This is a genomic window from Blastococcus sp. HT6-4 (genome assembly GCF_039679125.1).
GTDB lineage: Bacteria > Actinomycetota > Actinomycetes > Mycobacteriales > Geodermatophilaceae > Blastococcus > Blastococcus montanus.
This window is the reverse complement of record NZ_CP155551.1, coordinates 780,831-807,384: the sequence shown is the minus strand read 5'-3', so window position 1 is coordinate 807,384 and position 26,554 is coordinate 780,831. Positions and strand designations below refer to the sequence as shown.

Annotated in this window: 27 protein-coding genes and 2 pseudogenes; 13 read left to right on the top strand and 16 right to left on the bottom strand. The window is 74.6% G+C overall.

What is annotated here, in order from left to right:
- The first annotated feature begins 253 nt into the window (after positions 1-253).
- Positions 254-775, top strand: coding sequence for a DUF6542 domain-containing protein (locus ABDB74_RS03875; protein ID WP_346621896.1), 522 nt, complete (start codon positions 254-256; stop codon positions 773-775).
- An 82-nt stretch (positions 776-857) separates the two neighbouring features.
- On the opposite strand, the gene ABDB74_RS03870 is transcribed toward ABDB74_RS03875, so the two are convergent.
- Complete coding sequence (locus tag ABDB74_RS03870; RefSeq protein WP_346621894.1) at positions 858-1,835, bottom strand: 4-hydroxy-3-methylbut-2-enyl diphosphate reductase; 978 nt, start codon at positions 1,833-1,835, stop codon at positions 858-860.
- Positions 1,836-1,980: 145 nt separating this feature from the next.
- On the opposite strand from ABDB74_RS03870, the gene ABDB74_RS03865 reads away from it, so the two are divergent.
- The 3 genes from ABDB74_RS03865 to ABDB74_RS03855 all read left to right on the top strand — a co-directional run bounded on the left by ABDB74_RS03865 (position 1,981) and on the right by ABDB74_RS03855 (position 4,728).
- Entirely contained in the window at positions 1,981-3,162 is a 1,182-nt protein-coding gene (locus ABDB74_RS03865) for a lipid droplet-associated protein (RefSeq protein WP_346621893.1), read from the top strand.
- Positions 3,163-3,247: 85 nt separating this feature from the next.
- Positions 3,248-4,501: an exodeoxyribonuclease VII large subunit gene (gene xseA / locus ABDB74_RS03860; protein WP_346621892.1), complete on the top strand. Its 1,254-nt coding sequence runs from the start codon at positions 3,248-3,250 to the stop codon at positions 4,499-4,501.
- On the top strand, positions 4,498-4,728 hold the full coding sequence (locus tag ABDB74_RS03855; RefSeq protein ID WP_346621890.1) for an exodeoxyribonuclease VII small subunit: 231 nt from the start codon (positions 4,498-4,500) through the stop codon (positions 4,726-4,728). Before xseA ends, ABDB74_RS03855 begins: the two co-directional genes overlap by 4 nt.
- Before the next feature lie 16 nt (positions 4,729-4,744).
- On the opposite strand, the gene ABDB74_RS03850 is transcribed toward ABDB74_RS03855, so the two are convergent.
- Together ABDB74_RS03850 and ABDB74_RS03845 are read right to left on the bottom strand one after the other, a co-directional pair.
- Positions 4,745-4,894, bottom strand: a complete 150-nt coding sequence (locus ABDB74_RS03850) for a hypothetical protein (RefSeq protein WP_346621889.1) — start codon at positions 4,892-4,894, stop codon at positions 4,745-4,747.
- 238 nt (positions 4,895-5,132) lie between these two features.
- Entirely contained in the window at positions 5,133-5,756 is a 624-nt protein-coding gene (locus tag ABDB74_RS03845; protein ID WP_346623850.1) for a DUF4245 domain-containing protein, read from the bottom strand.
- Between the two features lie 207 nt (positions 5,757-5,963).
- Here ABDB74_RS03845 and glpX point away from each other — a divergent pair, with 207 nt between their 5' ends.
- On the top strand, positions 5,964-6,926 hold the full coding sequence (gene glpX / locus ABDB74_RS03840) for a class II fructose-bisphosphatase (RefSeq protein ID WP_407062162.1): 963 nt from the start codon (positions 5,964-5,966) through the stop codon (positions 6,924-6,926).
- Positions 6,927-7,209: 283 nt separating this feature from the next.
- Positions 7,210-7,410: a hypothetical protein gene (locus tag ABDB74_RS03835; RefSeq protein ID WP_346621885.1), complete on the top strand. Its 201-nt coding sequence runs from the start codon at positions 7,210-7,212 to the stop codon at positions 7,408-7,410.
- Between the two features lie 8 nt (positions 7,411-7,418).
- Here ABDB74_RS03835 and ABDB74_RS03830 read toward each other — a convergent pair.
- Positions 7,419-7,487 (bottom strand): annotated as a pseudogene (locus ABDB74_RS03830) (DUF1707 domain-containing protein); the annotation flags it as partial.
- A gap of 123 nt (positions 7,488-7,610) precedes the next feature.
- Positions 7,611-8,273 (bottom strand): hypothetical protein, encoded by a 663-nt coding sequence (locus tag ABDB74_RS03825; protein WP_346621884.1) that lies wholly within the window; start codon positions 8,271-8,273, stop codon positions 7,611-7,613.
- A 172-nt stretch (positions 8,274-8,445) separates the two neighbouring features.
- Here ABDB74_RS03825 and ABDB74_RS03820 point away from each other — a divergent pair, with 172 nt between their 5' ends.
- Complete coding sequence (locus ABDB74_RS03820; protein WP_346621883.1) at positions 8,446-9,876, top strand: class II fumarate hydratase; 1,431 nt, start codon at positions 8,446-8,448, stop codon at positions 9,874-9,876.
- 47 nt (positions 9,877-9,923) lie between these two features.
- Here the strand turns inward: ABDB74_RS03820 and ABDB74_RS03815 are convergent, their stop codons facing one another.
- Positions 9,924-10,625 (bottom strand): UDP-N-acetylglucosamine acyltransferase, encoded by a 702-nt coding sequence (locus tag ABDB74_RS03815; protein ID WP_346621882.1) that lies wholly within the window; start codon positions 10,623-10,625, stop codon positions 9,924-9,926.
- A 148-nt stretch (positions 10,626-10,773) separates the two neighbouring features.
- On the opposite strand from ABDB74_RS03815, the gene ABDB74_RS03810 reads away from it, so the two are divergent.
- Positions 10,774-11,865, top strand: a complete 1,092-nt coding sequence (locus ABDB74_RS03810) for a DegT/DnrJ/EryC1/StrS family aminotransferase (protein ID WP_346621880.1) — start codon at positions 10,774-10,776, stop codon at positions 11,863-11,865.
- Between the two features lie 3 nt (positions 11,866-11,868).
- On the top strand, positions 11,869-12,834 hold the full coding sequence (locus ABDB74_RS03805; RefSeq protein WP_346621879.1) for a Gfo/Idh/MocA family oxidoreductase: 966 nt from the start codon (positions 11,869-11,871) through the stop codon (positions 12,832-12,834).
- Between the two features lie 18 nt (positions 12,835-12,852).
- Here ABDB74_RS03805 and ABDB74_RS03800 read toward each other — a convergent pair whose 3' ends face one another.
- The 3 genes from ABDB74_RS03800 to ABDB74_RS03790 are packed head-to-tail and all read right to left on the bottom strand — an operon-like array spanning position 12,853 to position 15,430.
- On the bottom strand, positions 12,853-13,314 hold the full coding sequence (locus ABDB74_RS03800; RefSeq protein ID WP_346621878.1) for an acyltransferase: 462 nt from the start codon (positions 13,312-13,314) through the stop codon (positions 12,853-12,855).
- Between the two features lie 2 nt (positions 13,315-13,316).
- Positions 13,317-14,252, bottom strand: a complete 936-nt coding sequence (locus tag ABDB74_RS03795; RefSeq protein WP_346621876.1) for an NAD-dependent epimerase/dehydratase family protein — start codon at positions 14,250-14,252, stop codon at positions 13,317-13,319.
- Between the two features lie 35 nt (positions 14,253-14,287).
- Positions 14,288-15,430: a DegT/DnrJ/EryC1/StrS aminotransferase family protein gene (locus tag ABDB74_RS03790; RefSeq protein ID WP_346621875.1), complete on the bottom strand. Its 1,143-nt coding sequence runs from the start codon at positions 15,428-15,430 to the stop codon at positions 14,288-14,290.
- A gap of 239 nt (positions 15,431-15,669) precedes the next feature.
- On the opposite strand from ABDB74_RS03790, the gene ABDB74_RS03785 reads away from it, so the two are divergent.
- The 4 genes from ABDB74_RS03785 to ABDB74_RS03770 all read left to right on the top strand — a co-directional run bounded on the left by ABDB74_RS03785 (position 15,670) and on the right by ABDB74_RS03770 (position 21,575).
- Positions 15,670-17,559: a hypothetical protein gene (locus ABDB74_RS03785; protein WP_346621874.1), complete on the top strand. Its 1,890-nt coding sequence runs from the start codon at positions 15,670-15,672 to the stop codon at positions 17,557-17,559.
- 138 nt (positions 17,560-17,697) lie between these two features.
- Positions 17,698-18,999: a citrate synthase gene (locus ABDB74_RS03780; protein WP_346621873.1), complete on the top strand. Its 1,302-nt coding sequence runs from the start codon at positions 17,698-17,700 to the stop codon at positions 18,997-18,999.
- A 108-nt stretch (positions 19,000-19,107) separates the two neighbouring features.
- Positions 19,108-19,299 carry a hypothetical protein gene (locus ABDB74_RS03775; RefSeq protein WP_346621872.1) on the top strand — a complete coding sequence of 64 codons (192 nt, stop codon included), beginning with the start codon at positions 19,108-19,110 and terminating at the stop codon, positions 19,297-19,299.
- Positions 19,300-19,535: 236 nt separating this feature from the next.
- Positions 19,536-21,575 carry an NlpC/P60 family protein gene (locus tag ABDB74_RS03770; protein ID WP_346621870.1) on the top strand — a complete coding sequence of 680 codons (2,040 nt, stop codon included), beginning with the start codon at positions 19,536-19,538 and terminating at the stop codon, positions 21,573-21,575.
- Between the two features lie 18 nt (positions 21,576-21,593).
- Here ABDB74_RS03770 and ABDB74_RS03765 read toward each other — a convergent pair whose 3' ends face one another.
- The 7 genes and pseudogenes from ABDB74_RS03765 to flgL form a co-directional block, all read right to left on the bottom strand.
- Entirely contained in the window at positions 21,594-22,361 is a 768-nt protein-coding gene (locus tag ABDB74_RS03765; protein WP_346621868.1) for a hypothetical protein, read from the bottom strand.
- On the bottom strand, positions 22,358-22,705 hold the full coding sequence (locus tag ABDB74_RS03760) for a hypothetical protein (RefSeq protein WP_346621867.1): 348 nt from the start codon (positions 22,703-22,705) through the stop codon (positions 22,358-22,360). The genes ABDB74_RS03765 and ABDB74_RS03760 overlap by 4 nt, the downstream gene beginning before the upstream one ends.
- A gap of 244 nt (positions 22,706-22,949) precedes the next feature.
- Positions 22,950-24,047 carry a flagellar biosynthesis protein FliA gene (locus tag ABDB74_RS03755; RefSeq protein WP_346621866.1) on the bottom strand — a complete coding sequence of 366 codons (1,098 nt, stop codon included), beginning with the start codon at positions 24,045-24,047 and terminating at the stop codon, positions 22,950-22,952.
- A 71-nt stretch (positions 24,048-24,118) separates the two neighbouring features.
- Positions 24,119-24,616 carry a hypothetical protein gene (locus tag ABDB74_RS03750; protein WP_346621864.1) on the bottom strand — a complete coding sequence of 166 codons (498 nt, stop codon included), beginning with the start codon at positions 24,614-24,616 and terminating at the stop codon, positions 24,119-24,121.
- A 362-nt stretch (positions 24,617-24,978) separates the two neighbouring features.
- Positions 24,979-25,131: pseudogene (gene csrA, locus ABDB74_RS03745) on the bottom strand (carbon storage regulator CsrA); the annotation flags it as partial.
- Between the two features lie 92 nt (positions 25,132-25,223).
- Positions 25,224-25,664 (bottom strand): flagellar assembly protein FliW, encoded by a 441-nt coding sequence (gene fliW, locus ABDB74_RS03740; protein WP_346621862.1) that lies wholly within the window; start codon positions 25,662-25,664, stop codon positions 25,224-25,226.
- On the bottom strand, positions 25,664-26,554 hold the full coding sequence (gene flgL, locus ABDB74_RS03735) for a flagellar hook-associated protein FlgL (RefSeq protein ID WP_346621860.1): 891 nt from the start codon (positions 26,552-26,554) through the stop codon (positions 25,664-25,666). Before flgL ends, fliW begins: the two co-directional genes overlap by 1 nt.

Here is a 26,554-nt window from a genome sequence, read left to right as displayed (position 1 = left end):
CCACGTCGCGGAGCCACCACAGGAAGCCGACGACGCGGCACCGACGTCCCGCGTACTCCCAGCTCCGCTCGCTACCGTGGCACGCAGGACGGCCAGTCGGGCCGCCCAGGCAACGGGACGGAGGGGCGCCATGGCCTCGGCGAGCGCAGCGGGCGCATGGCAGAGCGGAGCGCGCCCCGAACGGCCCTCCGCCGTGCGCACCCCGCACCCCTCGGCGGGTGGCGCCCGGCCGGCCCGTGCGTCGCGTCCCCCGGTGCCCGGACGCGCCGGCGACCGCCTGCGGGTGGCCGAGCGCGACCCCGCCTACGACCGGCTCGACGAGCCCCGTCCCGGCGGTCCCCGGCGACCGGACCGGCCGTCGGGCGCGCGCCCTGCCGCGGCCGGCACGCGTGGCCGGACCGCCGCGCCCCCTGCGGCGCGCGACAGCAAGCTGCGCGGAGTCGTCGCCGTGCTCGGCATCTTCCTGCTGACGCTGGCCGGCGGCGCGATCGACTCCTTCGTCGGCACGGGCCTGGGCCTGATCACCCTCGTCGTCCTGACCGCCAGCACCTCGGCCGCGGCCCTGCTCGTCCGTCGCCGGGACCTCCTCACGGTCATCGTCTCCCCGCCGCTGGTGTTCCTCGCGGTCGCCGCGGTGAACGTCGCCCTGGCGCCGTCCGCGCCGTTCAACCTGGCCACCATGGCCACGCTGCTGGTCCGCGGCTTCCCGACCATGGCCGCGGCCACCGTCGCCGCTGTGGTGCTGGCGCTGGTCCGGCTGGCCACCCGCCGCTGACCGCCCGGGCACCCGCCCCACCGACGACGGAGCCCCGGACCGCTGATGCGGTCCGGGGCTCCGTCGTCCGGGCGGGGGGCGGTCAGTCGGCCGCGCCGGGGGCCTGCGCGGCCTTCTCGGCCCTGCGCAGCTCGTGCGGGAGCGCGAACACCAGGCGCTCCTCGGCGGCCTTCACCGTCTCGACGTCCGGATAACCGCGCTCGGCCAGGAAGTCCAGCACCTCGCTGACGAGGATCTCGGGGACCGAGGCACCGCTGGTCACCCCGACCGTGGCGACGCCCTCCAGCCAGGCCGGATCGATCTCCGCCGCGTAGTCGACCAGGTGGCTCGCCCGGGCGCCCGCCTCGAGCGCCACCTCGACCAGGCGCACCGAGTTCGACGAGTTCGTGGATCCGACCACCAGCACGAGGTCGCACTCCCCCGCCATCTTCTTGACGGCCTGCTGGCGGTTCTGGGTGGCGTAGCAGATGTCGTCGCTCGGCGGCGACTGCAGCCCGGGGAAGCGGTTCTTCAGCTGGTCGACCGTCGCGAGGGTCTCGTCGACCGACAGCGTGGTCTGGGACAGCCACACGACCTTCTCCGGGTCGCGGACCTGGACGTTCGCCACGTCGTCGGGACCGTCGACCAGCTGGATGTGGGCCGGCGCCTCGCCGGAGGTGCCCTCGACCTCCTCGTGGCCGCGGTGACCGATCAGCAGGATGTCGTAGTCGTCGCGGGCGAAGCGCTTGGCCTCCTGGTGCACCTTGGTGACCAGCGGGCAGGTGGCGTCGATCGTGTGCAGCTGCCGGTCGGCCGCCTCCTGGTGCACCGCCGGAGAGACCCCGTGCGCGCTGAAGACGACCACCGAGCCCTCGGGGACCTCGTCGGTCTCGTCGACGAAGATCGCCCCGCGCCGCTCCAGCGTGGCCACCACGTGCTTGTTGTGGACGATCTGCTTGCGGACGTACACGGGCGCCCCGTGGATCTCGAGGGCCCGCTCGACGGCGACCACCGCCCGGTCCACACCGGCGCAGTAGCCCCGGGGATCGGCCAGCAGGACCCGTCCGCGCTGATCAGCCATGCGCACCATGGTAGGTGGGTGTGCCGTCCGGGACCGGTCCGCGCGGGTGTCACCGGACACGGATGTGACCAGCCGCATGCCCCCGGCGGGCGCATCATCGCTGGTCGGGTGTGTCGCACGGGTACTTCTGGGGCACGCTGTGCCCATGGCCCGTGAGATCCCCGAGGTTGTCCGCGCCGCCGCCGGTCTGGTGGCGACCGTGCTCGACGAGACGCGCAAGCTCCCCGAGACGCTGCCCGGTCTGCCGGTGCGCGCCGTCGGCATGGCGATGCAGCACGCGATGAAGGTGCAGCAGGCGTACGCCGGCCTGGTCGCCCGCGGCGACGAACTCCTCGTCGGCATGCGGGGCGAGTCGGAGCCGGGGCTGGCCACGTTCGACGACGAAGAACCGGGCCCCCGCCTGCGCGACTCGGCCTTCGACCGGGTCCCCGACGGCTTCGACGCCGGGGTCGCGACCGACGTGGCCACCGAGGGCTCGGCCGGTGCGGCGGCCGCGGCGGTGGCCGCGCCCGCGGAGACCGCCCGGCATGTGGTGGACGCGCTCACCGAGGACGCCCCCAGCACCGAGGAGGTGCTCGACGAGCTGGCCATCGACGAGATGGTCCCGGAGGCACCGGACACCGACCCGCTGACCGACGCCCCCGCGGCCCCGGTGGCCACCGAGGACGCCGACGCCGTCGAGCGGGCGCTCCTGGAGTCCGACGCCGCGCCGGCCGGGGACGCCGCGACCGCCGCCGAGCCCACCGCCGACGTCTCCACGACCGTCGACGTGCTCACCGCCGACGGCGGGATCGACACCGTGGAGGCGACGGTGACCGACGAGGGCGTCGCCGCCGTCGAGGCACCGCAGGACGACACCGCGACGACCGGTGGCGAGCGCAGCACCGAGACCGCGGCGACGGGTACGAACGCCGGCCCGGAGGTCGCCGTCGACGAGGGCGGGACCCCGGTGGCCGCGGCGACCGGCGTGGCCACCGACGTGGGCCCGACCGACACCGACGAGACCGACGCCGCGATCGCCGAGGGCGCGACCGTGGACGCCGTCGGCGAGACCTCCGACGTGCCCACCGACGACCCGCAGGGCGGCAGCGAGCTCTCGGGCGCCCAGGCCGCCGGCGCCGCACCGGTCGAGGGCTACGACAGCTTCTCGATCGCACAGCTGCGCGGGCGGCTGCGCGGATACCAGCTCAACACGGTGTCCGACCTGCTCGCCTACGAGCAGGCGACGCGGGCCCGCGACCCGTACCTGCGGATGCTGCGCAACCGGCTGGAGAAGCTCGAGGAGCAGGCGGTCGAGTCCAGCCCGCTGGCCCCCCGCGGCACCTGACGAAGGGCCCCGTCCCGGCGGTACGTGCACCGACCGCCGGGACGGGGCGTCCGGGGGTGTCGGAGCCGTCTGACACGCTCGGGGCATGACCGCGCCGTCCTCCCCCGAGTCCCCGTGGCCGGTGCGCACGGTGGCCCGCAAGGTGGCCGACTGGATCGGCCGCCTGGGCGAGGTGTGGGTCGAGGGACAGGTGGCCCAGCTGTCCCGCCGCGGTGGCGCGGCCACCGTCTTCCTCACCCTCCGTGACCCGGCCGCCGACCTGTCGGTGCCGGTCACCTGCCACCGTGACGTCGCCGAGCGCCCGGGGCTGGAGCTCACCGAGGGCGCCCGCGTGATCGTGCGCGCCCGGCCCGACTACTACGTCGCCCGGGGCTCCTTCTCGCTGCGGGCGACCGAGATCCGGGCGGTGGGCCTGGGCGAGCTGCTGGCCCGCATCGAGCGCATCCGCCGGCTCCTGGCCGCGGAGGGGCTGTTCGACGTCGCCCGCAAGCGGCCCCTGCCCTTCGCACCCGGGGTGGTGGGGCTGATCACCGGCCGGGACAGCGCCGCCGAGCGGGACGTGCTCGTCACCGCCCGCCGCCGCTGGCCGGCGGTCAGGTTCGCGACGCACCACTGCGTCGTCCAGGGGCCGCAGGCCGCGGGCAACGTGATCGAGGGCCTGCGCCGGCTGGACGCCGACCCCGCCGTCGAGGTCATCGTCGTCGCCCGCGGGGGCGGCTCGGTGGAGGACCTGCTGCCGTTCTCCGACGAGGGGCTGGTCCGCGCGATCGCCGGCTGCCGCACGCCGGTCGTCACCGCGGTCGGCCACGAGACCGACACCACGCTGGTCGACCACGTCGCCGACGTCCGGGCCGCCACCCCGACCGATGCCGCGCACCGGATCGTGCCGGAGATCGGCGAGCAGCGGCGGCTGGTCGACGGCCTGCGCGCGCGTGCGCGGCACCTGGTCGCCACCCGGCTGGAGCAGCAGGAACGCTGGCTGGAGTCCGTGCGCACCCGGCCCGCGCTCGCCTCCCCCGACCGGTTGCTGCACGGCCGGGAGGACGACGTCCTCGGGCTGCGCACCCGCGCGCGCCGGACGCTGGTCCACCGCGTCGAGGGGGCCGAGCGCGATCTCGAGCACGCCCGCGCCCGGGTCGCCGCCCTGTCCCCCGCCGCGACGCTCGAGCGCGGCTACGCCGTCGTCCAGCGGGCCGACGGCTCGCTGGTGCGCGACCCCGCCGCGGTGGCCGACGGCGAGCCGCTGCGGGTGCGGGTCGCCGGCGGCCGCCTCCCCGTCCGCGTCGACCGCGGCGCCGGACCCGACACCGGCGGCCCCGACCAGGAGGACCCCGCATGAGCAGCACCGACGAGCGCGCCCCCGAGCCGACGACCACCTACGAGCAGGCCCGCGAGGAACTGGCCGACGTCGTGCGCCGGCTCGAGGCCGGTGGCCTCACCCTCGAGGAGTCGCTGACCCTGTGGGAGCGCGGGGAGGAGCTGGCCCGGCTCTGCCAGCACTGGCTGGACCGGGCCCGCGAGCGCCTGGCGGCCGCGGCACCGGCGGACGACGCCCGGGAGGGCTGACCGCGGGCCCGGCGGCTCAGGCGGGCGGTCGCAGCTGCGTCCCCGGCGCCACCACGAGCCCCGCGTCGGCGAACGCCGCGAGCACCCGGTCGACGCCCCCCGGTTCGTCGTCGAGGCAGCGGGCGAGCACGTCGCGCACGTCGGTCGACTGCGGCGGCTCGGCCACGGGGATCCGGGTCACCATGCCGCAGGCGCACGACCCGCCGCTCGCCGGGGCCTGGTGATCACTCTGCGGACAGTCGTCGCGTGGTGGCATCTGGATCTCCTCCGGAGGCGGGCGATGGAAGCACGTGGCCGGTGGGAACAGAGTGCTGCTCCGGACGGACTCCGGCTCGGCGACGCACCCGAGGGTCATCATCTCGTGACCTGCCCCGTCCGGTCCGCCCGGACGCCGAACGGGCGGCTCACCCGGAGTAGGGCTCCACCGACCCCGCCAGGGTGCGCAGCTCCTGCTCACCGGCCGATCCGGTGACCACGAGCGTCAGGCCGTCGGCGACCCGGGAGAGCGCCGTCTCCCCGCTCTGGGTGGTCGACCTGGTCCACTCCTGGCCGTCGACCTCGACGCTGCCGTCCGCCACGGCCCCGTCCAGGATCGCCCTCACGGACTCGGCCTCGGGGTCGTCGCTGACCACGAACGCCGCGTACCGCTCGGACGGCGTCACGTAGCCGAGCTGCACGCTCACCGGATCGCCCTCACCCGCGTTGCCGGCATCGGTGCGCGCGCTGGTCGGCCGGAAACCGTCGCCGGGGTCCGGCACCAGCAGCGGGTAGTCCGCCCGCACGTCGGCCAGCTGGAGGGTGTTGGTCGGGTCGATCTCGAGGATCGGGTCGTCGGGGTTGGCGCGGAAGGCCTGCCAGCCGACGATCGCCAGGCAGATCAGGACCAGTGGCAGCAGCGAGCGGATCATGTTGGCCGCGCTCATCCGGTTGGCCCGCACCACGGCGGGCGACGGCGGCGGCAGCTCGTCGGCAGCGGCCGCGTCGCGGGGGTGCTCGGGGCGCTGGCTCGTCGGGCCGTTTCCGGTCATGCCCCTAGGATCGCAGGCAAGCTCGCCCCGCCTCGCCGCCCATGGCCCCGACCCGGGCCCCGCCCTGAGCTCGCGAAGGGTGGGGACGACGGGGTCCTTCTCCAGGAGGTCCCCGTGTCGCTCCCCGTCCCCGACGGCCCCCTTCCCACGTCGACGTCCGGGAACGGCTTCAGCGCCGGCCGCCCCGCACCCGACCGCAACCTCGCCCTGGAGCTCGTGCGGGTCACCGAGGCCGCCGCGATGGCCGCCGGGCGCTGGGTGGGGCGCGGCGACAAGAACGGGGGCGACGGCGCGGCCGTCGACGCGATGCGCGCGCTCATCGGCACGGTGAGCATGAAGGGCGTCGTCGTGATCGGTGAGGGCGAGAAGGACGAGGCGCCCATGCTCTACAACGGCGAGCAGGTCGGCGACGGCAACGGCCCGGAGTGCGACGTCGCCGTCGACCCGATCGACGGCACCACGCTGATGGCCAAGGGGATGCCCAACGCGATCGCGGTCATGGCCGTCGCCGAGCGAGGCGCCATGTACGACCCGTCGGCGGTCTTCTACATGGAGAAGCTGGCCACCGGCCCGGCCGCGGCCGACGTCGTCGACATCACCGCACCGGTCGCGGAGAACATCCGCCGCATCGCCAAGGCCAAGAAGAGCTCGGTCGGCGACGTCACCGTCTGCATCCTCGACCGGCCCCGCCACGAGCAGCTGGTGCAGGAGGTCCGGGAGGCCGGCGCCCGCATCAAGTTCATCACCGACGGCGACGTCGCCGGTGCGATCGCGGCCGCCCGCGAGGGCACCGGCGTCGACCTGCTCCTGGGGATCGGCGGCACGCCGGAGGGGATCATCACCGCCTGCGCGCTCAAGTGCATGGGCGGCGCCCTCCAGGGCCGGCTGTGGCCCAAGGACGACGACGAGCGGCAGAAGGCGGTCGACGCCGGGCACGACCTCGACCGGGTCCTGCACATCGACGACCTCGTCCGCGGTGACGTCTTCTTCGTGGCGACCGGCATCACCGACGGGGAGCTGCTGCGCGGCGTGCGCTACGACGCCGGCGGCTGCACCACGCAGTCGCTGGTCATGCGGTCGCGGTCGGGGACGATCCGCTCGATCGACAGCCTCCACTCGCTGGAGAAGCTGCGCGCCTACTCTGCGGTGCCCTTCGACCGGGAGGACTGAACCGCCGGGGTCATCGCCTCCGCCGGGCGAGCCGCTCGAGCAGCGCACCCCACCGGCTCGGCGAGTCCCCCGGTGCGAGGCTGCGCAGCGTGAGGTCGCGAAGACCGAGCGCGCGTGCACGACGACCAGCGGGGTGCCGGCGACGCGGGGCACCGCCGCGAGCCGCACCTTCCGGTTGCCGAACACGGTGCGGCCCGCCAGCTGGGCGTCCACGCCTTCGGCGACGATCACGTCGACGGTGCCGAACACGGTGCTCAGGTGGAGGTCCAGCCGGTCGGTCCCGGTGCGCAGCCCCCGCAGGTCCAGCCGCACGTCGCCGAACACCGTGCCGGCCCGCAGCGGCACGCTCGGCCCGGCGACCACGATGTCGCCGAACACGGTGCTGACCGTCTCCGGCCCGCGGGTGCCCACGATCTCCGCCCGCGGCTCGGCCGGGAGGTCGGCCACCAGCTCCGCGAGCTCGGTGGTCGTCACCGCGGCGTAGGCGGCGCCGGCCCGCTGGCCGAACTCGTCCAGGTCGATGCGGCCCTCCGCGAGGGCCGTCTGCAGCCGGGCCACCATCGCCTCGCGGTCGGCATCGGAGGCCCGGACGGCCGGGACGTCATCGCTCACGGGCCCGGACGGTAGCCGAGGACGGCGGCCCCCGGCGGCACCGGCGGTGCACCCCGGGGAGCACCCGCCGGCTCACTCCAGCTCGGTGCAGCTCAGCACGGTGTAGACCTTCACCCGGCCACCGCAGGTGCCGGCGTACTCCTCGTAGTCCGACAGCGGCGGCGATCCGTACATCAGGTCGTCGCACGCCTGGAGGTCGCCGTCGAAGCAGCCCTGCGCGTAGGCGTCGAGCACCTCGTCGGGGCCCAGGTCCCCCGGCTCCACCGGCGGGAACTGCTCGACGTCGCCGCCCGGCGCGCCGCCGTACCAGCCCCCCGTGCCCTCCTCTCCGAGCAGGCCCATGGCGGCGTCCATCTGCTCCTGGGCGCCGTCGGCCATCCCCTCGCGGATGCCGTCGCCGATGCCGGGCGCCAGCTCCTCCCCCATGGCGCGGCCGATGTCCTCGGCGCTGCCGACGAACACCGCGCTGACGAGCAGGGACGCCGCGACGGCGCCGCCGACAACCCCGGCCAGCGCCGCACCGGCGACCGCCCACCGGCCCCGGCCGGACGCCCTCTCCGGAGGCGGCGGGACCGTCCGGGGCGGCGCCGGCGGCTGCCAGGTCGTCGTCGCCCAGTCCGGTGCGGGCTGCTGCCCGGGCGGGGGCCAGCTCCCGTCGGACGCCGGCCACCCCGGCGCGCCGTGGCCCGGCGTGGTCGGGACACCGTCGTCGGGCGGCAGGGGCGGCTGGGACATGTGCCCTCCTCGGGGCTCGCGCCGGGATCGGCGCCGTGGTCGGCGGAGCGCCGCCGGCGCCCCACGCCCCTCCTCGGCGGCCCCCGGCGAGGGCGGAACCGACGTGCTCCCCCACGGGTGTCTAGGGTCCCGTCCGGAGCACTGTCACCATCCACACCACCGGGAGCACAGCGTGGCCCAGCAGAACGGCGCAGCGCAGGACGGCAGCGGTCAGGACACCACCGACTTCCGCATCGAGCACGACTCCATGGGAGAGGTCCGCGTCCCCTCCTGGGCCAAGTGGCGGGCGCAGACGCAGCGCGCCGTCGAGAACTTCCCCATCTCCGGCACCCCCATCGAGCGGGAGCTGATCGGCGCACTGGCCGCCATCAAGGGCGCGGCCGCCGCCGTCAACGCCGATCTCGGCGTCCTCGACCGCGGGATCGCGGACGCGATCACCGCGGCCGCCGGCACGGTCACCCGCGGCGACTGGGACGCGCACTTCCCGATCGACGTCTTCCAGACCGGCTCGGGGACGTCGAGCAACATGAACACCAACGAGGTCATCGCCACCCTGGCCGCCGAGTCCCTCGGCGCGCCGGTGCACCCCAACGACCACGTCAACGCCTCGCAGTCGTCCAACGACGTCTTCCCGTCGGCGATCCACATCGCGGCGACCCGGGCCATCGTCGTCACGCTGATCCCGGCGCTCCGCCACCTGGAGGCCTCGCTCACCCGCAAGGCCGAGGAGTTCGCGGAGGTCGTGAAGAGCGGCCGCACCCACCTCATGGACGCCACCCCGGTCACCCTCGGGCAGGAGTTCGGCGGCTACGCCGCCGCCGTGCGCTACGGGGTCGAGCGGCTGGAGGCGTCCCTGCCCCGGATCGGCGAGCTGCCGCTGGGCGGCACCGCGGTCGGCACCGGCATCAACACCCCGCCCGGGTTCGCCGCCGCGATCATCGAGAAGCTGGCCGCCCAGATGGAGCTGCCGCTGTCGGAGGCCCGGGACCACTTCGAGGCGCAGAGCTCCCGCGACGCGCTCGTCGAGGGTTCCGGCCAGCTGAAGACGATCGCCGTCGGGCTGATCAAGATCGCCAACGACCTGCGCTGGATGGGCTCCGGACCCCGCACGGGTCTCGGCGAGATCGCCCTGCCCGACCTGCAGCCGGGCAGCTCGATCATGCCGGGCAAGGTGAACCCGGTGATCCCCGAGGCGGTGATCCAGGTCGGCGCCCAGGTCATCGGCAACGACGCCGCGGTCACCTACGCCGGCACCACCGGCGTCTTCGAGCTCAACGTGACCCTGCCGCTGATGGCCCGCAACGTGCTCGAGTCGATCCGGCTGCTGGCCAACGTGAGCCGGATCCTCGCCGACCGCTGCGTCGACGGCATCACCGCCAACGTCGAGCAGTGCCGCACCTACGCCGAGTCCTCGCCGTCGATCGTCACGCCGCTCAACAAGTACATCGGCTACGAGGAGGCGGCCAAGGTCGCCAAGCAGTCACTGGCCGAGCAGAAGACGATCCGCCAGGTCGTCGTCGAGCGTGGCTACGTGGAGCAGGGCAAGCTCACCGACCAGCAGCTGGACGAGGCGCTCGACGTCCTCTCCATGACCCACCCCTGACCCGCCGGCCGCACCGGGCCGGCGCTCCGCCGGCCCGGTGCGGCGCCTCAGCCGGCGTCCGTCCGGGCGGTCCACCACTCCCAGGCCGCGGCCAGGTTGTCCGGGGGCGTCCACGAGTCCGGCTCCGGCCGGTCGCTCCCGTAGTACTCGGCCAGCGCGGCGATGTCGCCTGAGTCGATGCCGCGCCGGACCATGCCCACCTCGTTGACACCGCGCACCCGCGCCGGCGCCCCGAACGCCTTGGCGAAGGGGGGCACGTCCCGGGTCACCACCGACGACATGCCGACCATGGCGCCGGGACCCACGATCCGGCGCTGGTGCAGCACGCAGGCCAGCCCCAGGTTGGCACCGTCACCGACCTCCACGTGCCCGCCGAGGATGGTGCTGACGGCCAGCGTGACGTCGTCACCGACGACCGCGTCGTGCCCGAGGTGCACCTTGTTCATCACGAAGCAGCGGTTGCCGATCCGGGTCGGCCGCCGGGTGCCCCGGTGGACGGTGGCGAACTCGCGCACCGTGGAGTCGTCGCCGATCTCGACCCCCAGGTCGTCGGTGTGCCCGCCCCAGGGCAGGCCCGGCTCGTGACCGCGGATCTCCGGGGCGGCACCGATCACCGCGTGCGCCCCGATCCAGGTGCGGTCGCCGATGCGGCACGGGCCGGTGAGCACGGCATACGGGCCGATCACGGTGTCCGCGCCGAGCTCGACCCCGGGGCCGATGACCGCCGTGGGGTGGACCTGGTTCCCCATGCTCACCTCCGGTCGGTGTGCTCACCTGCACGAGGTCGCCCCTGCGCGCACCGGCCGGGCCGGCGGCCCCTGCACGCACCGCCGGTTACCGTACGGGGGGCGACCGCGCCCCCCTGTGATCCCCACCGGCAAGGTCGGAACATCCCCTGTGATCCCCATCAGCAAGGTCGACGTCCGCGACGCCGAGCCGCTCGTCCTCGAGGTCCTCAGGTCCGGATCCCTGGCCCAGGGGCCGATGGTCGAACGGCTGGAACGTGCCTTCGCCGAGCTCGTCGGCGTCCCGCACGCGATAGCCGTCAACAACGGGACGACGGCCCTCGTCGCCGCGCTGCAGGCGCTGGACCTGCGGCCCGGCGCCGAGGTGATCACCTCCCCGTTCACCTTCGTGGCGACCCTCAACGCGATCCTCGAGGCCGGCGCCACCGCCCGGTTCGCCGACATCCGGGAGGACGACTTCGCCGTCGACCCCGCCGCGGTGGCCGCGGTGGTGGGGGCCCGGACGGCGGCGGTCATGCCGGTGCACCTGTACGGCCAGACGGCCGAGATGGGGCCGCTGACCCGGCTCGCCCGGCACCACGGCCTGCACCTGGTCGAGGACGCCGCCCAGGCCCACGGCGCCGTGTACGAGGGCCGCGGCGCCGGCGCGTTCGGCATCGGCTGCTTCTCCTTCTACGCCACCAAGAACCTCACCACCGGCGAGGGAGGGATGATCACCACCACCGACGACGTCCTCGCCGACCGGCTGCGCGTCCTGCGCAACCAGGGCATGCGCGCGCGGTACGCGTACGAGATGGCCGGCCACAACTACCGCATGACCGACCTCCACGCCGCGGTCGGCCTGCCGCAGGTGGCCCGGGCCGCCGAGATCGCCGACCGGCGCCGACGCAACGCGGCCCGGCTCACCGCAGGCCTGGCCGATTTGGCCGGGGTGCGGCTCCCCCGCGAGCTGCCGGGCCGGTCGCACGTCTGGCACCAGTACACCGTCCTGCTGCCGCCGGCGGCCGACCGAGACCGCGTGGTCGCCGAACTGGCTACGGCGGGTGTCGGCACCGGCGTCTACTACCCCCGGACGGTGTTCGACCACGACTGCTACCGCCGCGATCCGCGGGTCGTGGCCGCCGACGTGCCGGTCGCCGAGTCCGTCGCGCGCCGGTGCCTCTCGCTCCCGGTCCACCAGCACCTCACCGACGACGAGCTGGACACCGTGATCGACCGGTTCCGCCGCGTGCTGGGGGGCTGAGGCGTGCCCGGACCCGCCATCGCCGTGATCGGCGCAGGTGCCATGGGAGCCCTGCACGCCCGGGTGGTGCGGAGCTCACCCCGGGCCGAGCTCGCGGTGGTCGTGGAGCCGCACGAGCAGACCGGCCGGGCCGTCGCGGAACGGTTCGGCGCCGCCTGGGCGCCGGACCTGTCCGGGCTCGCCGGTGTGGACGCGGTCATCGTGGCGACCCCGACCAGCACACACCACCCGATCGCCCTGGAGGTCATCGGCGCGGGGTTCCCGCTCCTGGTGGAGAAGCCGATGGCCGACGGCCTGGCCGCCATCGAGGAGATGGTGGCCGCCGCCGCGACCGCCGGCCTGCCCCTCATGTGCGGGCTGCTCGAGCGGTTCAACAGCGCGGTGGTGACCGCGGCGCAGCTGACCCGGGATCCCGTGCACGTCAGCGCCCAGCGCCACTCGCCGTACGCCCCGCGCATCCCGACCGGCGTGGCCTGGGACCTGCTTGTGCACGACGTCGACATCGCCCTCCGGCTGCTCGGGGACGAGCCCTGCTCGGTGGCGGCGCAGTTCGGCCACTTCCACCCCGCCTCGCTCCCCGCGGCCGAGGACGTCGCCGAGGTCCAGCTCGGTTTCCGGGGCGGCCGGCTCGCCGCGCTGTCGGCCTCGCGGATCGGCCAGCGCAAGATCCGCAGCATGACGATCACGGAGGTCGACCGGGCGATCGAGGTGGATCTGCTCCGCCAGGCGGTCACCATCTACCGGCACGTGGCCAGCGAGGCCGCGACGGACGACGGCCTGGGCTACCGCCAGCAGACGGTCATCGAGATCCCGATGATGGCTTCCCTGGGAGAGCCGCTCGCCGCTCAGCTGTCGCACTTCGTGGATCTGGTGGCGGGCTCGGCGGACGACGCGACCGAACGCGCGGGGATCCTCCCGGCGCACCGCGTGGTGGCGCAGGCCCTGGCGGCAGCGGCCGCGCAGACCTGAGCCGGCCGGCCGGCGCGGTCAGCCGGCCGGCAACGGGCTGAAACGCACCCCGTCGTCCTCCAGCACCACGCGCGCCGTCGCGCGGGCCGGCGCGCCGGCGACCACGGTGAACGGCGGCACGTCCCGCGTGACGACGGCGCCGGCGGCGACGACGCTGTTGTCGCCGACCGTCACGCCCATGGTGATGATCGCGCCCGCGCCGACGAACACCCGGTCCCCGATGCGCACCGGCGCCCGCTCGACCTCCGGGAAGGCCCGCCCGGAGACGCACCGCCGGACCGAGGAGTGGGTGTAGATCTGCGCGCCGGACGAGATGTCGCACCCCCGGCCGATGGTGAGCCCCCCGGAGCCGTCGATGACGGTGAACGCGCCGATCCACGTGCCCTCGCCGATCTCCGGGTCCCCGGACACCCAGGCGTGCGGGTTGAAGGGGTTGGGCGGCAGGGCGGTGACGTCGTGCGGGACGGCGGGCCGGTCCACCGTCAGCCGATCTCGTGGTCGACGAGGTCCTGCATCCCGGTCACCAGGTCGAGGGTCGGCTTCCAGCCGAGGACGTCCAGCGCGCGGGTGATGTCCGCCGCACGCCGCGACACGAGGACGTCGCGCGGCCGGAACTGCGGCTCGACGTCGACCCCGACCGCGGCGACCAGGGTGCGGGCGAGCTGGGCCACGGAGGTGTCGATCCCGGTGCCGATGTTGATCGGCACGTTCGCGCGTGCGGCATCCACGTCCAGCGCCATGACGACCGCGCGGGCGATGTCGTGCACGTGCACGAAGTCCATCGACTGCGCGCCCTCACCGTCGATGACCGGCGGCTCACCGGCCCGCAGCCGCTGCACGAAGTGGTTGATGACCGAGGTGTAGTAGGCGGTCGGCTTCTGGCCAGGGCCGTAGACGTTGAAGAAGCGCAGTGCGATCCAGGTCATCGCCGAGCGCCGGGCGTAGTAGTCGAGCAGCTGCTCACCGGTGTGCTTGGCGATGCAGTACGGCGTCAGCGGGTGCAGCGGCCCGTCCTCCGCCATGGGCAGCGTCTCCGGATCGCCGTAGACCGAGGCGCTGGAGGCGAACACCACCCGGCGGACACCGTGATCGGCCGCTGCCTTGAAGACGTTGTTGCTGCCGACGATGTTGATGTCCACGCTCTCGAAGGGGTCGGCCTCGCTCTTGTTGATCGAGACCGCGGCGAGGTGGACGACCCGGTCGCAGCCGGTCATCGCCTGGTGCACCGCCCCGCCGTAGCGGATGTCCTGCTCGACGAACTCGACCCGTCCGGTGGCGGTCCACTCCGCCACCCGCCGGCGGTCGCCGCGGGACATGTTGTCGAGGATGCGGACCTCGTCGCCGCGCGCGAGGAGCTGCGGGATCAGGTGGGAACCGATGAAACCGGCCCCTCCGGTGACCAGGACGGTGGACGGCATGTGCGGTGCTCCTCGCTGTGGATCGGACGACGGGCTCAGCGGGACGCCAGGACGGCGGCCCGGAGGGCGGTGGCGACGCGCTCGACGTCGGCCTCGCCGAGGTTGGCGTGCATCGGGATGGCCAGGTGGCGGCGGAACAGGTCCGCGGAGACGGGGCAGGCGGCGCCGGCCTCGTAGACGGGCTGCAGGTGCGAGGCGTAGGTGCCGAAGTTGCACTGCACCCCCTGGCTGCGCAGCTCGCGGGCGACCGCCCCCCGGCCGACCGACGGGTCCAGGGTGAGCACGTAGCTCTGCCACGAGTGGGTGCGATCGGGGGCGGTGACCGGCAGGGTGACCAGGTCGAGGTCGGCGAGCAGCTCGCCGTAGGCCGCGGCCACGGCCTGCCGGGCCTGCACCAGCTCCGGGAGCCGCTGGAGCTGGGCGAGCATGATGGCGGCCGCGACGTCGGAGAGCTTGTAGTTGTAGCCGATCTCGTCGAACTCGGGGATCGGCAGATCGGCCGTGCCCGCCCGGGTCAGTGCGCTCTCGATCCCGAAGGCGGACGTCTTGCGGGCCTGGGCCGCGATGTCGTCGCGGTCGGTGGTGAGCGCGCCTCCCTCACCCGCGGTGATGCCCTTGCGGCCGTGGAACGAGAAGCAGGCGGCGTCGCCGAAGCCGCCTGCCGGACGGCCCCGGTAGGCGGCGCCGGACGCGCAGGCGGCGTCCTCCACCAGCCACAGGCCGCGCGCGTCGGCGATCGCCTGCAGCTCGGCGTAGTCCGCGCACTGGCCCATGGCGTCGACGGCGATGATCCCGACCGTCCGGCCGGTCACGGCGGCCTCGACCGCCGCCGGATCGACGGTGGCGGTGTCCGGCCGGACGTCGGCGAAGACCGGCGTCGCGCCGGCGTACACGACGGCGTGACCGGTCGCGGGGAAGGTGTAGTCGGCGACCACCACCTCGTCCCCCGGGCCTGCGCCGAGCGCGGCGACGGCCAGGTGCAGCGCCGCCGTGCAGTTGCTGACCGGGAGCGCGTGGGCGGTGCCGACGACCCGGGCGAACTCCGCGCCGAAGCGCGCGCCGGTGGGCCCGTTGCCCGCGATCCAGCCGGACCGGAAGACCTCGTCGACCGCCCGCAGCTCGGGCTCACCGATGGTGGGCTGGCCGAGGGCGATGACCGGTGGGGGCTGCGGGGTCACGGTGCTCCTGTCGGATGCGGGCTCGGGGGCGGGGCCCGGGCCGTCACGGGTCCGCCACGCCGGATCCTCCACCGCGATCGGCTGCCGCCCGCGACACCACGCGGACGCATGCTCCCGTCCGGGGAGCGGGATGTCGCGCGGTGCGCTGCGGCGGCCGCGGTCACCAGAGGGGCGGGGACTGCCGATTCAGCACCCGGTGGACGGGGAACGGCCCCGCCCCGAGCTCTGGAGGCCCGCTCGTGCCCCGTCCCCAGGAAGAGCAGCCGGGACTTCTCGCCCAGAACCGGCGGCACTACGAACTCCTGGTGTCGATGACGCAGCGGTACGCCGCCCGCGGTGACGTGGAGAACGTGCTCAGGACGGCCATGGTGGCCGCCAACTACGCGTTGTGGCTCCCCGTCGGCCTGTTGAGCGATCTCCGGCTGGAGCGCACCGTCATCTCCGCCGTCCGGGGCACCGGCTCGGTCACCGTCGACGGCGACCGCCGGAACGGTCGCGTCCTGCACGTCCTGTCGGAGGCGCACGGCATCGGCGGGCACACCCGGCTGGCGGCGCGGTGGATGAGCCGCGACGCCCGCACCAGCGACGTCGTCCTGACCAACCAGGACGTCCCGGTGCCCGGCCTCCTGACGGAGGCCGCGGTCGCATCGGGCGGCACCCTGGTCGACCTGCGGTCGACGACGCCCGCACTCGTCGACCGGGCCCGCGAGCTGCGCGCGCACATGGACCGCGCCGACGTCGTGGTCCTGCACGTGCACGCGTACGACGTCGTCGCCCTCGCGGCCGCGAACCTGCCGGGGCCCCGCCCACCGGTCATCTACGAGAACCACGCCGACCTGACGTACTGGCTCGGCGTCGGGGCCACCGACGTGCTGTGCGATCTCCGCCCGGCGGTGCGCTTCCTGGACGTCGACCTGCGCCGGGTGCCCGGCGAGCGCATCGCCGTCCTGCCGATGCCGGTGGAGGAGATGCCCTCGGCCGGGGCCGAGGACGTGCGCCGACGCCTCGGCATCCACCCCGACGCGGTCGTGGCGCTGACCGTGAGCGACGACTGGAAGGTCTCCGCCCCCTCGGGCCGCGGGCTCCACGACGTCGTCGACAAGGTGCTGCACTTCTCGCCCCGGCTGACGATGGTCCTGGTCGGGGTCCAGCCGAGCCCGCACTGGGACCGGCTGACCAGGAAGTACCCGGGGCGGGTCCACTCGGTGGGCCGGGTGACCGACCCCGCCCCGTACTTCGGCCTGGCCGACATCTACCTCGAGTCCTATCCGACGTATGCCGGCACCACGGCGCTCGAGGCGGCCGTCCTCGGCCTGCCGGTGGTCGGCCTGGCCGACACCGCCGAGACCGACCCGGCCCACATCTTCCAGCGGTGGTCGCCCGGGCTCGCGGGGCGCCCCGCCGCCACGACCGTGAGCCGGCTGGCCCTGACGGTGCACCGCCTGGCCGCCGACGCGGACCTGCGGCGGCGTGAGGGAGCCGAGGCCGGGGCCTCGGTCCGCGCCGTGCACGACAACCCGGGCTGGCGCACGCAGCTGGAGGAGCTCTACGAACGCGCCCGTTCGGCCCCGGCCGCGGACCTCGACGACCTGGGCGAGTCCCCGACCGACGACGGGTACGGGGCCCTCCTGCTCATGACGTTCAACGCCACCGCCACGGCGAGCGCCGACCCCCGGGCCGCGGTCGTGCCGCTCGGCGACCTGTACGACGGCACGCTGGAGGGGGACCTCACCGCCGCGCTGCTGCGCGGCCGTGGCTCTTCCCTCCAGGTCCGGGTGGCACCACGGTGGGCCGACCACCCGGCGTGGACCGCCCGGTTGCTCGCGCTGGCCGCCGCCCGGCCGCGGTTGAGGGTGAGCATGCCCTTCGTCCCGGACGACGACGTGCACGGGACCGCCAGCATCACCCTGCTCACCGGGCTGCTGGCCGGCCTCGGCCGGACCACCGACGACTGCGGCGACATCGGGCTGGAGAACCAGGCGCCACACGCGGCCGTCTCCCTGGCCGGCGAACTGCAGTTCACCGAGGAAGCCCTCGACCGGCTGGGGAAGCTGGTGTCCTCGCCCATGTGGGACGACGCCCCCGCGGTGGTCGCCGGCGCCGGGGAGCGGGAGCCGGCGGGCGTGTGAGGCCCGCGGCCCGCCCGGCCGAACCGGACGGCCGGGGCGTGCGACCCGATCGGTCCGTCGATCCGGGCGATGCGATGCGCTGCGGCTGGTCGCGTCCCCGCGCGCGGCCACGGTGGGAAGCAGTAGCGTGGCTCCCTGATGACCGAGACATCGAGCACCTCAGACGTAGCCCTGCGCTACCCCGGTGGAGAACTGCCCCTGCCGCTGAAGAGCGGGACCGAGGGCGCCGACGGCATCGACACCAGCAAGCTGCTGGCGACGACCGGGAAGGTCGCCCTGGACATCGGCTTCGTGAACACGGCGTCGTGCACCTCGGCGATCACCTACATCGACGGTGACGCAGGCATCCTGCGCTACCGCGGCTACCCGATCGACCAGCTGGCGGAGAACTCGAGCTTCCTCGAGGTCACCTACCTGCTGATCCACGGCGAGCTGCCCACCGCCGACCAGCTGGCCGCGTTCGACCAGACGCTGCGGCGGCACACGCTGCTGCACGAGGACCTCAAGCAGTTCTTCAACGGCTTCCCGCGCGACGCCCACCCCATGCCGGTGCTGTCGTCGGCGGTCAGCGCGCTGTCGACCTTCTACCAGGACTCGCTCGACCCGTTCGACGAGGAGCACGTGGAGATCTCCACGATGCGCCTGCTCGCCAAGCTGCCGACCATCGCGGCCTACGCGTACAAGAAGTCGGTCGGGCAGCCGTTCCTCTACCCGGACAACTCCTGCGGTCTGGTCGAGAACTTCCTGCGCATGACCTTCGGCTTCCCCGCCGAGCCCTACGAGCAGGACCCCGAGCTGGTCAAGGCGCTCGACATGCTGTTCGTCCTGCACGCCGACCACGAGCAGAACTGCTCGACGTCGACGGTGCGGCTGGTCGGCTCGTCGCACGCGAACCTCTTCGCCTCGGTGTCGGCCGGCATCAATGCGCTGTTCGGCCCGCTGCACGGCGGGGCGAACCAGTCGGTGCTGGAGATGCTCGAGGCCATCCAGCGCGACGGCGGGGACATCCCGTCGTTCGTGGCCCGGGTCAAGAACAAGGAGCCCGGCGTCAAGCTGATGGGGTTCGGCCACCGGGTGTACAAGAACTACGACCCGCGCGCGGCGATCGTGAAGAAGACCACGGACTCGGTGCTGGACAAGCTCGGCGGCGACAACGAGCTGCTCGACCTGGCCCGCCAGCTGGAGGAGATCGCGCTCTCCGACGACTTCTTCGTCGAGCGCAAGCTCTACCCGAACGTCGACTTCTACACCGGCCTCATCTACCAGGCGATGGGCTTCCCGACGCGGATGTTCACGGTGCTGTTCGCGCTGGGCCGCCTGCCGGGCTGGATCGCGCAGTGGCGCGAGATGATCGCCGACCCGACCACGAAGATCGGCCGCCCCCGGCAGATCTACACCGGCGCGACCGAACGGACCTTCGTCCCGATCGACGCGCGCTGACCGCAGGCCGTCCCACGGGCCGGGTGACCCTCCGGGGTCACCCGGCCCGTTGCGTCCCTCCGGGAGATCCTAACGGTGGGTGAGCCCACGCACTGGAGAGGACCGCGCATGGCCGAGCCACCTGACGAGGACGTCCTCGTCCTGCCGCCCATGCCCCTGGCGACCGGCCAGTTGCTGGAGCCCGACGGCGACGGCCCACCGGTGCGCATCACCAAGCTCGAGTTCGTCGTGTCCACCGAGGACGGCGGTGAGCTGCGGATCCCGCTCGTGCAGCGGCACGGCGCCTGGTGGGCGCCGTGACCGGCCGTCCGCAGCGGCGCTGATCCCCCCGACCGTCCCGGCCCCCGGCCCGCACGGCCGCGGGCGGACGGCGGCGTCCGCCCGCTCCCCCGAGGTTCACCCCACCCCGGACGGGTGAGCCGTTCCGGGGCGTCCTTCAAGTACCTCCCGCGGCGTGTCGATTGATGTGCGGAAGCTCCTGATCCCAGCAGCACCAGGAGCCCCATCCGTCACGTCGAGACCGCCCGGGGGACGCAGTGCCTGCAGCGCGCACATCCGGGCGCACGGTCACCCGCACGACTGCCCGCACCACCACCCGGACCGCCGCGACGCGTCCCCGCGCGAAGCGCCCCGCCCCCGGTGGCGCGCGGTCCGCCGGCCGACCGCCCCTGACCCCGGCGGAGGCCGCCGCGCTGCGGGAAGCGCTGGCGCTGCGCCAGGCGATGGCCGCCCGCCCCGACGTCACCCCCGAGCAGCTGGCGGCCGCCCGGGCCGCCGTCACCGCCCGGCGCTCCGGCACCGCGCCGGCTGCTCCCCGCGACGGCCGTGGCCGCCCGGCCTCCGGCCGGGCCGCCGTGCGCCGGACCCCGGCCCGCCGGCCGGCCCCCCGCACGGAGCGGAACGGCGCCCGCTGGTCCACCCGCCTCGGGGTCGTCGCGACCAGCGCGCTGCTGCTGCCCGCCCTCCTCGCACTCGTCCTGCCCGGCGCCCCCGCACCCGAGGGCGCCGGGCCGGCGCTCGACCCGACCACGCTGGCGCTGACCGCGCGCAGCTCGCTGCTGGACCAGGCCGACCGGTACCGACGGCTGGAGGCGGATGCCGTCCAGCGACGTACGGAGCTGGAGAACGCGCTGGCGGCCGAGCGGGCCGTCCGCGAGCAGGTGGCGGCCCAGCAGCTCGTCGTGGGCGCCGGCGCCGCCGGCCTCTATCGAGCCGGGGCCACCAGCCGCTACCCGTTGCTCGCCCTCGACGTGCACCACGCCAGCGCCATCTCCGGGGTCCTCTACCACCAGGCGCTGGCCGACCGCGCCGAGCGCGGCCTGGAGAGCGCGGTGGTCCGGGCCGAGCGCGGCGCCGCCGAGCTGGACGCCGCCGTCGCCAGGGTCGCCGCCGCCCGCGGCGCCGCAGCCGCCGCCGATCGGCGCGCGGCGGAGGTGCTGGCCGACGTCCGCGCCGAGGTCGGCGACCTCTCCCCCGCGGTCTCCGGCCGGCTCGCCGGGCTCGGCTCCATCCCGGCGGCGGGCGCGCAGCAGCAGCGCAACGACGCGGCGGTGCACCGCTGGCAGGACTACCTGGACCGCCTGTCGGCGGCCGGCGTCGTGCCGCCTCCGGCCGCTGCACTGGCCGATCAGGCGGCCCTGCCGGCCGGCATGTCCGCGGCGCTGGACGCCGACGGCCGGCCGATCCCCGGGGTGGCCTGGGCCGTGATCGGCAGCTCGCCGGTGACCGTGCTCCCCGCCGAGGCGGTGGCCGCGGTCAGCAATGCCCTGTCCCAGCTGGGCAAGCCGTTCGTCGCAGGCACCACCGGTCCGGAGACCTACGACTGCGGCGGTTTCACCGCTGCCACCTGGCTGCTGGGCGGACACGCCCTGCCCGGTACCCCGGCGGGCCAGTGGGCGGCCGGCGCCGCGGTGCCGGCGCGGGACCTGCAGGTCGGTGACCTGGTCTTCTCCCCCGGCGGGCAGGACGTCGGGGTGTACCTCGGCGAGGGCGACGTCATCGGCGCATCCGCGGCCAGCTACCAGGTGGCGGTGCGCCCGGTGGTCGCCGGCTCGACGGCCGTCCGGGTCACCCTGCCCGCTCCCGCGCAGCCGAACGCCCCGCTGCCCGCTGACGCCACGACCCGCCCCTGCGGCGCGCCGGTGCCACCGCCCGGGCCGGCCAGCCCGCAGTGGGGTGGCTGGACCAACGGCCACATCCCCGCCGGGTCGCTGTGCCGCCTGGGGATCGGTGCCCACGCCCTGCGCTGCGACGCCGCGGCCTCCTACGCGCAGCTGGACGCCGCCTTCACCGCCGAGTTCGGCACGCCGCTGGCGCTCACCGACTCCTACCGTTCGTTCGGCGCCCAGGTGGCCGCGTACTACCGCAAACCGAAGCTCGCCGCCGTGCCCGGGACGTCCAACCACGGGTGGGCCCTGGCGATCGACCTGGGTGGCGGCGTCAACGTCGCGGGCACCCCGCAGTGGCGGTGGATGGCCGCGAACGCCGGCCGCTTCGGATTCGTCCAGCCGGCCTGGGCCGGCCCCGGCGGGGAGAAGCCCGAACCGTGGCACTGGGAGTACGGCCACATCTCCTGAGCCGGCCGCGCGGTGGGCTCAGAGCCAGGGCAGGTCGACGATCGAGCGCCAGGGCAGGGTCACGCTGGCCTCGCTGGCCTCCCCGGCCAGCCGCCGGGCCACCCCGGGGGCGGCGCAGGCCACCGGCCGGTGCGGGGTGACGACGACGTGCATGTCCGGCAGCGCCAGCCCCGCACCCGCGATGCGGTGCAGCATCAGCTCGGGGGCGACCAGCCCGGCCGTGGCCAGCACGGGCACGCTGCGGTGCGACCACAGGGCCAGCGGCCCCTCCACCCGCATCTCCAGCGACACGTCGTGCGCCCGCCCCGTGGCCGCGGACCGGGTGCGGTGCAGCTGCACCGTCCGCGCGGCGGGCGAGGGCGACCACACGAGGGCGTGCTGACCGCGGAGGACGACGACGGTCCAGCCGACGGTCGTCCGCGCGGGGTCCGCCCAGTCGAGGACGGCGACGCCCGCCCCGGCCGCGGCGGCGTCGGTGACCGGACGCCGGGCCACGAAGGTGCGCAGCGCCGCGGCGATCCCTGCGGTGCTCGCCACCACCCCGGCCCGGCTCATGTCGTCGGCGAGTTCGTGGAGCGCGATCCCCTGGGTGCGCTCGTCCTCCTCCATCTGCAGCACCGTGCCCGCGCCCGGACGGCGGACGAGAGCCAGGCGCAGCCGCGGGGTGGCCAGCTGCGGCAGCACCTGGGCGGCGACCTCGTGCAGGTCGGCCACGTCGACCGCCGCACCCCGGAACCGGTGCAGCAGCCGGGTCCCGGGAGCCGTCCCGAAGATGCTGGAGGTCACGTGCGGCGCCCGGTGGCCAGCAGCTGCCGCAGCGGTTCGGGCAGACCCGGGAGGGCCAGCACCCCGGACAGCTCGGCGGGGCTGAGCCGCACCGGGAGCACGTCGTCGTCCCACCCGGTGGCCAGGCGGACGCGGGCGGTCGACGCCGGCCAGACCGCCTCGCGGGCGGCGGCCACGTGCAGCTCGGTGAGCACGTCGCACAGGTGGACCGTGGTGACCGGGTGGACGGACCGGTCGTCCAGGGCCGCGCGGACCGTCGCGGCGAGCAGTGCCCGCGCGGACGCGTCCAGCCAGTGCGGCACGAGCGTCGGCGAGGCGGCGTCGCCTGCGGGGAGCGCGCTCACCGCGCGTCCCGGTACCAGGGTCCGGCCGCCGACGCCGGGGAGGCGTGGTGGCGGGAGCTCGGACCTGGCGTCACAACCTGGATATCGGCAGGTGCGGGACCCGATCGACCCGTTGACGACGGGTTTTGTGCTTTTCGGCCCCGCCCCGGCACGTTCGGCACACCGCGCACCACGCGTCACCGCGATCCGCGGGCCTCCCCCCGGACGTGCGGGATCCCGGGGTGTGAGGGAGACGGGTCCTCGCTCAGTCGGCGAGCTCGGCCAGCCGGTCCTTGAGGGCCTTCTCGACCCGGTCGGCGTAGACGTTCATGTTCCGGACCGAGGTGTTCAGGTCGCTGGACAGCTGGGTCTTGGTCTGGCCGCCCCAGGTGGTCAGGTACCAGGTCGCCCAGCCCAGCACGTTGGGCTGGCCGGCGCGCTGGTCCGGCCGCGCCTGCGGGTCGGGCTGGCAGGCCGCGGTGAGAGCGTGCGAGAGGAGGGTCTGCTCCGCCTCCCCCATGATCTCGTCGGGCGCCTCGGAGGAGTCGGGCAGCAGGATCTCGGTCGCGTCGGGCGCGCCGTCGAGCGACTGCAGGTTGCGCAGGCCGTTGAGGGTGGCGACCGTCTGCGAGTTGCGCCGGAGCGTGGCCACGCTCTGCCCCATGAACGCGGCCAGTTCCTTCTCGCTGGGCCGGCGCTGGTGCTCCGCCATGAAGGCCGCGATCGCCTTCTGCTGCTTGTGCTCGGTGTCGGCCGCGGTGCGCCCGTGGGCGTTGCGCCCGAGGTCGTGCACCCACTTGGACAGCTGGGTGGCCAGGAAGGCCCCGAACGGGACGGACTTGGTCTCGTCGTACTGCGCCACGGCCTTGAGCACCCACTCGAACACCTGCTGCCCGAGGTCGTCGGGGTCGGGCAGGTGCAGCCGGATCGTGCTCATGTTCCGCTGCAGGCGTTTCAGGCTCACCGGGCCGTAGTGGCGGCACAGGTCGTTGAGGAAGTCCGGCGGCAGGTCGCGCGGCGCACGGCGGCGGACGTTGGTCTCGGCCCGCAGGCCGATCGTCGTGATGCCCTGCCCGGCGCACCAGGCCTTCACCCAGTCGGCGAGGACCGCGGCCGAGCCGCACGCCCCGTCGACCCGGTAGAGGCCGTCACCCTGGTCGTAGCTGACGGACACGCCGTCGGGCAGCTCGCGGCCGAACTGCTCGAGCGGCAGCTCCCGGTCCGCGCGGAAGTGCACGCGGTCGCGCGGGGTGATGGGCGCCAGCGCCCACCCCTCGGCCTCCGGGATCCCCCCGAACACGAGGGGCCGGCGGATGCCGGCACGGTCGTCGGCGGGAGTCGGGAACGGGACGCGGTCGGGCATCGGTACTCCTGGGCACTACGGGGAAGAAGAGGTGCCGGACTCGCGGCGCCGGAGCGCCGCGCGGGAGGCCGTCAGGCCGGGATGCGCTCCCCGGGACCGGGGAGGCGGGGGGCAGGCACGGGTGAGGCCGCCGCAGCCCCGGGCAGCACGTCGATCAGGTCGGCGGCCTCGGCCCGGGCGGCGCCGGCGGCGGCGTGCTCGAGCAGCGCGGTGGCCGCGGCGCGCTCGGCGCCGCTCGGTTCGGCCGTGTAGACGGGCATGTGGTCGTACAGCGACGTGAACAGCGCCGAGACGAACGCGTAGGCGGCCTGGGCCTGCGGCGAGAACTTGGCGATCGCCGTGCGGGGACCGAGGTCCACGCCGACGGTCACCCGCACGACGCGGTCGTCCTTGCTCAGCCCGGTGACGGCGACGACCACGTCCTGGTGCTCGGCGGCCAGCGCCGCCAGCGCCGCGAGGCACTTGCGGGTGGCGCCGCGGCGCGGCCGCAGCTGCACGTGGACCACCACGGACTCCGGCTCACCGGCCTCGTCCCCGGTCGCCGATGCGGTGAATGCGTTGCGTGCCATCTTGATCGCCCCCTGTCACTTGCGTGGGGACGAATCTGCCGCATGTACGCAGCGAAGTCGGCACACAACTCGCTGTGTCACCGCAGTTGTAGGGGCAAAGCTTCGGCAATAGTTGCCCGTGTCGCGCCCGGCCCGGCCCGCGGCGCCGTCACATTGGCACGGTCTGCCGAGGACGACCCCCCGGATCCCGTGCAGTTGTGTCAGTCCGCCGGGCGCGCCGCCTCCGCCTCCACGGCGTCCGGACCGGCCGGGACCGTCTCGGCCGGCGGAGTGTCCTGACCGGTGGCGGGGGTGGGCGCGAAGGCGGCGAGCGCACCGAGCGTGTCGGCGGTGACCTGCGCGGCGAGGAGGTTGGCCTCGGCGATCTGCCGGTAGACCTCCTCGCGGTGGATCGCGACCTCGCGTGGCGCCTTGAAGCCCAGTCGCACGGTGCCACCGCGCACCTCGACGACGTGGACCTCGATGTCGTCGCCGATGCGGATGGTCTCGCCGACGCTGCGGGTGAGTGTGAGCACGTGTACCCCTCCATGGGTGTGTGTGGTGGCCGTCCGTGGCGGCGTCCGCGGGAGCGGACGGTGGGGTCGCGTTCCGACGCGCCCCCGAGAGGTTATCGGCGCAGGCGCCGCCGGAGCGGAAGAGCGCCGTCGGCCAGCACGACCTGCCGGGCGCGGTGCGTCGACGGGACGACGACGACCGGCGCGCGCAGATTGGCCGTCGCCTCGGCCGGGTCGCCGTCCGGAACGGTGACCAGGCAGTAGACGCGTACCTCGGCGCCGTCCGCACCGAGCTCGCAGCGGACCGCGGCCGGCAGCACCGGTGCGTAGTCCGGGAAGAAGTCGCGCGCCGGCACCGCGAGGAACCGGGGCCCGTCGAGCGCCACCGCCTGGAGCCAGAACAGCAGCCCGGCACCGTCCCCGGCCACGAGCACGTAGTCGTGGTGCCCCGGGAATCCCGGCAGCGGCTCGGTGAACGACAGCACCTCGACCGGCGGCACAGCCGATGCCGTCGTCGCCGGGTCCGGGGCCGGCATCTCCGTGACGGTGGCCATCAGCGCAGGTAGTCCATCAGCGTCGGGCTGATCGCCTTCGCCGTCGCCTGCAGCGCGGCCTGGTACCCGACCTGCTGCATCTGCAAGCGCATGATCGTGTTCGGCAGGTCCACGTTCTCGACCCCGCCGAGCTGGGTCTCCAGAGCGAGCGCGAGGTCGCTGTTGATCTGCTGCTCCCGCTCGATCCGCGCCGCGCGGGCGCCGACGTCCGCGACTCCACCGAGCATCCGCTTCATCACCGCATCCAGATCCACCAGGCCCTGGTCGAGGGCCGCCGGGTCGTTGACCAGGTCGTCGGCGATCCGTGCGACCAGCGCGAACAGGTCGTCACCGGGGGGCCCGAAGGCCTCCGGGCCGGTCAGGTCCACGCGGACCTCCGCGGTGAACGCGACGCGGCGCATGACATCGGCCCCGTCGGCCCCCGCGATGCCCAGGTAGGCGCCGGTGTCGCCGTACGCCTGGGTGCCGGTGGCCACTCCGCCGAAGATGGGCCGCCCCTGGATCGTGGTGTTCGCCAGGCCGAGCAGGCTCTCCCGCAGCGACTCCACCTCCGTCGCCAGCGCCCGCCGGCTCGCCTCGGACGAACTGCCGGTGCTCGCTCCCTGCACGGTGAGGTCGCGGACCCGCCGGGTGACCTCGAGCATGTTCTGCAGCGTGGAATCGGTGATCGACAGCCAGCTGTCGGCGTCGGAGATGTTCCGGCCGAACTGCTCGACGGCCGCCTGTTCCGACCGGAGCTGCATCGCCTTGTTCGTACCGGTCGGCGAGTCGGACGGCGCGTTGATGAGCCGGCCCGAGGTGAGCTGCTGCTGCAGCTTGCCGAAGGTGTCGAGGTTGCGGTTGAGGCCCTGCAGGCTGGTGAGGGCGACCGACTTCTGCGTGATGCGCAC

Bases quoted from the DNA above. Each gene is read 5' to 3' on its own strand.
- xseA (WP_346621892.1), top strand. From the start codon at position 3,248: ATGACCGCGCCGTCCTCCCCCGAGTCCCCGTGGCCGGTGCGCACGGTG.
- ABDB74_RS03775 (WP_346621872.1), top strand. From the start codon at position 19,108: ATGGCCGAGCCACCTGACGAGGACGTCCTCGTCCTGCCGCCCATGCCC.
- ABDB74_RS03845 (WP_346623850.1), bottom strand. From the start codon at position 5,756: ATGACCGGAAACGGCCCGACGAGCCAGCGCCCCGAGCACCCCCGCGAC.
- ABDB74_RS03870 (WP_346621894.1), bottom strand. From the start codon at position 1,835: ATGGCTGATCAGCGCGGACGGGTCCTGCTGGCCGATCCCCGGGGCTAC.
- ABDB74_RS03755 (WP_346621866.1), bottom strand. From the start codon at position 24,047: ATGCCCGACCGCGTCCCGTTCCCGACTCCCGCCGACGACCGTGCCGGC.
- ABDB74_RS03815 (WP_346621882.1), bottom strand. From the start codon at position 10,625: ATGGGGAACCAGGTCCACCCCACGGCGGTCATCGGCCCCGGGGTCGAG.
- ABDB74_RS03750 (WP_346621864.1), bottom strand. From the start codon at position 24,616: ATGGCACGCAACGCATTCACCGCATCGGCGACCGGGGACGAGGCCGGT.
- ABDB74_RS03795 (WP_346621876.1), bottom strand. From the start codon at position 14,252: ATGCCGTCCACCGTCCTGGTCACCGGAGGGGCCGGTTTCATCGGTTCC.
- ABDB74_RS03825 (WP_346621884.1), bottom strand. From the start codon at position 8,273: ATGTCCCAGCCGCCCCTGCCGCCCGACGACGGTGTCCCGACCACGCCG.
- ABDB74_RS03865 (WP_346621893.1), top strand. From the start codon at position 1,981: ATGGCCCGTGAGATCCCCGAGGTTGTCCGCGCCGCCGCCGGTCTGGTG.
- ABDB74_RS03855 (WP_346621890.1), top strand. From the start codon at position 4,498: ATGAGCAGCACCGACGAGCGCGCCCCCGAGCCGACGACCACCTACGAG.
- ABDB74_RS03780 (WP_346621873.1), top strand. From the start codon at position 17,698: ATGACCGAGACATCGAGCACCTCAGACGTAGCCCTGCGCTACCCCGGT.
- fliW (WP_346621862.1), bottom strand. From the start codon at position 25,664: ATGGCCACCGTCACGGAGATGCCGGCCCCGGACCCGGCGACGACGGCA.